The 4,338-nt window shown below is 70.9% G+C and carries 4 protein-coding genes; all 4 read right to left on the bottom strand.

The window, feature by feature from the left end:
- The coding region (locus B4E30_RS11175; protein WP_286795344.1) for a DUF2207 domain-containing protein at positions 1-2,590 on the bottom strand (2,590 nt) is incomplete at its 3' end.
- Between the two features lie 5 nt (positions 2,591-2,595).
- Complete coding sequence (locus tag B4E30_RS11170) at positions 2,596-2,865, bottom strand: hypothetical protein (RefSeq protein ID WP_286795343.1); 270 nt, start codon at positions 2,863-2,865, stop codon at positions 2,596-2,598.
- Positions 2,866-2,902: 37 nt separating this feature from the next.
- Entirely contained in the window at positions 2,903-3,484 is a 582-nt protein-coding gene (locus tag B4E30_RS11165) for an isochorismatase family protein (RefSeq protein WP_286795342.1), read from the bottom strand.
- Positions 3,481-4,338, bottom strand: an 858-nt coding sequence (locus B4E30_RS11160; RefSeq protein WP_286795341.1) for an MMPL family transporter, incomplete at its 5' end; no start/stop codon positions are given. The genes B4E30_RS11160 and B4E30_RS11165, both read right to left, overlap by 4 nt.

Raw genomic sequence — 4,338 nt, 5'->3', positions numbered from 1 at the left:
CCCGGTCGACGGTGAAGGACCCGGCGGGGAACTCCAGCAGGACACCGAGGTCGGAGTAGGTGCCGGAGGTGGGATATCCGTATTCCCCCTCGGCTGTCTCGAGCAGGTGAGTGACCACGGACCCGTCCCTGATCTGCTCCTCGGTCAGAGTCCCGCTGGCGTCGGAGTCCGGGAGCCCACGCTCCAGCTCCTCGACGGCCGTGCCGAACGGGAATCCCGATTCCCGCCAGTCCCGCGCCTCCTCGGCGGTGTCCGGGTCCTCCCGCAGCCATCCGGCGGACAGTGCTGTCTGGGCGAGGTCATCCGGGATGGCGATCGAGACGCGTGCCGACGGCGCCGACGGGTGCGCCCATCCGCTCTCCCATCCGTCCAGCAGCGCACTCCAGCGGATTCGCTGCACCGTCTCTTCGTCGTGTCCCGACACCGGCGATCCGACGCCGACGGTGACCGGATGCTCGATCGCGTACGCGATCTCGACCGTGTGCTCGCCCTCCAACACCCGCGGCAGAGCCGTCGAGACCTCGATCTGGGCACCCACCCGCGAGGCCGTGTAGTCGACGGCGTCGCCGTCGACGCGCACCGCGGCGACCTCGAAACCGATGTCCTGGCCGTCCACCTCGGCCGGGAATCGCTGAGCGAACTGCGGGACGCGCGCGGCCCCCTCCTCGAACGTCACGTCGACGCGCTCCGTGACGGCCAGGACCGGTTCGCCGGCATCGAGTTCGATCCTCGCCGCGATGTCCACCGCGCTCACCTGCGTGTAGAGGGTTCCGGCCGCGGCGAAGTCCCAGGATGCACTCGTTCCTCCCCGCTCGTACGGGTTCGGCACGATCGCGATCACGGCCACGGCGCCGATGACGACGAACACCGCCAGAGCGCGGACGAGAAGCCTCGGCCAGGTCAGGAAGTCGCGCGTGCGCCACCGCCGGAGATCGTCGGCGCCGAGCTCGTCGGCCACGCGCGAGAAGACGACCTCGCCGGTCGGCCTCGGATCACCGGTGAGGACGGCGTAGGGAACACCTCGATCGGTCAGCGGCGAGCGCGCGATCAGCTCCGTGCGTTCGGCCTGAAGACGCACGCCCAGCAGATGCTGCCGGACGAGGGCCCCCCGACGAGTCAGCGGGCGCGCTGACAGCGCGATCCAGAAGATCGCCGCGGTGAGCACGAGCGAGAGGGCGACGAAGGCGACCGGCCACCACACGATCGCGAGCGTGGCCTGGTGGGAGAGCTGCCGGATCAGTCCCAGCTGCAGAAGTGACAGCGCCGGCGGAGCACTCAGGAACGCGTCGCGCACGAACCCTCGGGGGATGCGGCGGTATCCCTCCCTCAGCTGCGCGCCGCGGGCGGGATCGAGCCGGAAAGCCGCCGCCGCCCGGAAGCGGTCGCCGAACCGACCGGTGCGCGCAGCCGCACGCCCCACCGCCGCCAGGTGCTCGGTGCGGCGGCCGCCACCGAGGCGATCGATCGCAAGGGCGAGTTCGCGCGTGCGGACCGCACCCAGGAGCTGAGCCGCGGTGCGCACATCCACACCCTCCGGCGGATCGTGCTGAGCGACGTACCACGGCCGCCCTCGGGCATCGCTCCAGGCGACCGCCCGGGCGGCAAGGGCGAACAGGAGCGAGACGAGAAGGACCGCGAGCGGAACGAGAGGCCCGAACGACTGGACGAGGAAGAGGGGCGAGGGCGGAGGCATCGCGATGGTGCCGGCGGGGAAGACGAGGGTGAACCATGCCTGCGAGTGCGGGGGCATGTTCTGCTCGAGCGTGAACGCGTACGTCACGCTCGACGGCGGGGAGTCCGCTTCCGACTCCAGCCACTCCCCGCCGCCGACGAGGCTCCACGCGGCCGCCCCTCGCGGGCTGCGCACGAGCTCGGAATCGAGGTGGTCGGGCAGCGTGACGCTCACGTTCAACACCGCCATGCCGTGCGGCCAGTCCGGACCGAGCACGCTCCACTCGACGAGGTCGGCGTCGCGGCCCGTCGCCGCGTCGATCCCCGAGAAGGCGAGGTCGTGGAGGCGATAGCGCAGCACGAGGGTGTGATCACCGGACAGCTCGTGGCCGGCATCGACCTGCACGCGCAGCTGATTGCCGGTGTCACGCACCGCGGGTGCCACCGCCACGCCGTCGAGCGTCACCTCGATGATCTCCGTGCGCAGATCATGCCCCTCGTACTGCGTCGGCAGCGTGCGCGCGATCGTCGATCGATCGAGGTCGTCGGGAAAGAGCGCCGTGATGGTCTCGGTGACCTCGGCATCCAGACGGCCGTCGCTCTGCGGCAGCAGCGTGTAGGCGGCGTCGAACTCGCGGGCGATCCAGCTGTCGGTCGCGCTCTCAGCGGAATCGAGCAGGTCATCCAGCGTCAACGGCGGGTTGATGACGGGACCCACCAGCAGGAGCACGCCCACCGCGGCGACCAGCGCCCAGCCACCGCGCAGCGTCCAGCGCAGCCGCGCGCCGCCGTGCGACCGCAACCAAGCCTCGGTCGCCAGGAGCCAGCGCGACAGCAGAGCCCACAGCGGCGTCGGGCGAGGGCGCGTGTCGTCGACGCGATCCGCGGGGGACGCGTCGGAGGATCCGGGGTTCTCCACGCCGGTCAGAGCGCGAGCAGAAGAGCGATGGGCAGGATGACGGCCGCCGCGCCGACGACGAGTCCTGCCGCGGCCGGGAAGCGCCCTCCGCGCCCGAGTTGATACAGCCGGAACCCGAACGCGCTGCACGCCACGGCGGGCACGCCGACGAGGATCGACAGGCCGGGGCTGATCACGCTGAGCAGCATCGCCACGATCGCGAGCACGAGCCCGGCCACCGCGACGGGATTGGTCACGCGGTCGGGGGCTGAGGCTTCCGGCTCGTCGTCGGTCACCCTCCGAGACTACGCGGCACGCGGTGCGACGGGTGGATCAATCCACAGACGCGGCGAGCGCGCCGCCCGCGTGGGCGATCTCGGCGAGGGCGCGGTCGCTCGAGTCGGGCGCGACCCCGGCGACCAGGTCGGTGAGCACCCGCACCCGTCGACCCGCGGCGATGGCATCCAGGGCGGAAGCGCGAACGCAGTAGTCGGTGGCGATGCCGACGACGTCGATGTCGAGCACGCCGTGCTCTTCGAGCAACTGCACGACGGTGCGGCCGTCGTCGGTCTCGCCTTCGAACAGCGAGTACGCGGGCTCTCCCCTGCCCTTCTTGAGGTGATGGGTCACGCCCGTCGTGTCGAAATGGTCGTCGTACTCGGCGCCCGCCGTTCCGGCGACGCAGTGGACGGGCCACGTGTCGACGAAGTCGGGCTCGCCGTCGGCGAAGTGACCGCCGTTGTCGTTGTCGCCGTCGTGCCAGTCCCGCGACGCGACGACGATGGCGTAGTCGTCGCGATGGGCGGCGACATGCTCGCTGATGCGGCGGGCGACGTCGTCACCGCCCTCCACCCCGAGGGCGCCGCCCTCGGTGAAATCGTTCTGGACGTCGACGATGAACAAGGCCGTGCTCATTCTTCGAGCGTACGCCGGTACTCCGCTCGTGTCAGGGCGTGGCCGTCGTCAGCCGTGAGGTCCTCCGCCGGCCGCCCGTCATCCGACGATCCCGCTCCGGATGCGCCGCCGCGCGCCGAGTCCTCGCGCCGCGCGAGCTTCGAGGGCCACCAGATCGCCCGGCCGATGTCGTACGACAGCGCCGGGACGAGAAGGGAGCGCACGACGAAGGTGTCCAGCAGCACACCGAACGCCACGATGAAGGCGATCTGGGCGAGGAACAGGATCGGGATGACCCCGAGCGCGGCGAACGTGGCCGCAAGAACGAGGCCGGCGGAGGTGATCACCCCGCCGGTGGCGACGAGTCCGCGCAGGATTCCGCGCCGGGTGCCGTGGACGAGCGATTCCTCCCTCACTCTCGACATGAGGAAGATGTTGTAGTCCACGCCGAGGGCGACGAGGAAGACGAATCCGTACAGCGGCACGGCCGGATCGGCGCCCGGGAAGGCGAAGACCCCGTTGAAGACGAGAGCAGACACGCCGAGGGCCGACCCGAAGGAGAGGATGACGCTCGCCACGAGCAGCACCGGGGCCAGCACCGCCCGCAGGAGCAGCATGAGAATGACGAGGATCACCGCCAGCACGACCGGGATGATCACCGTCCGGTCGCGGATCGAGGTGTCGTTCGAGTCGATGTCGGTCGCCGTCACCCCGCCGACGAGGGCCGTTCCCTCCCCCAGCTCCTCGTCGTAGGCGATGCGCAGGTCGCGCACGGTGTCCTCCGCGGCGACCGAATCGGCTGCGTCGGTGAGGGTCCCGATCAGGAGCACGTCGCCGTCGGAGAGGGTCGGCTCCGGCGCCGCGGATCCCGGGGG

It is taken from the genome of Microbacterium sp. UBA3394 (assembly GCF_002358725.1).
Lineage (GTDB): Bacteria > Actinomycetota > Actinomycetes > Actinomycetales > Microbacteriaceae > Microbacterium > Microbacterium luteum.
Note: the sequence above shows the minus strand (reverse complement) of the source record. Positions and strands in the feature narration are given on the sequence as shown.

Coding starts and splice junctions, on each gene's coding strand:
- B4E30_RS11165 (WP_286795342.1), bottom strand. CDS start 3,484: ATGAGCACGGCCTTGTTCATCGTCGACGTCCAGAACGATTTCACCGAG.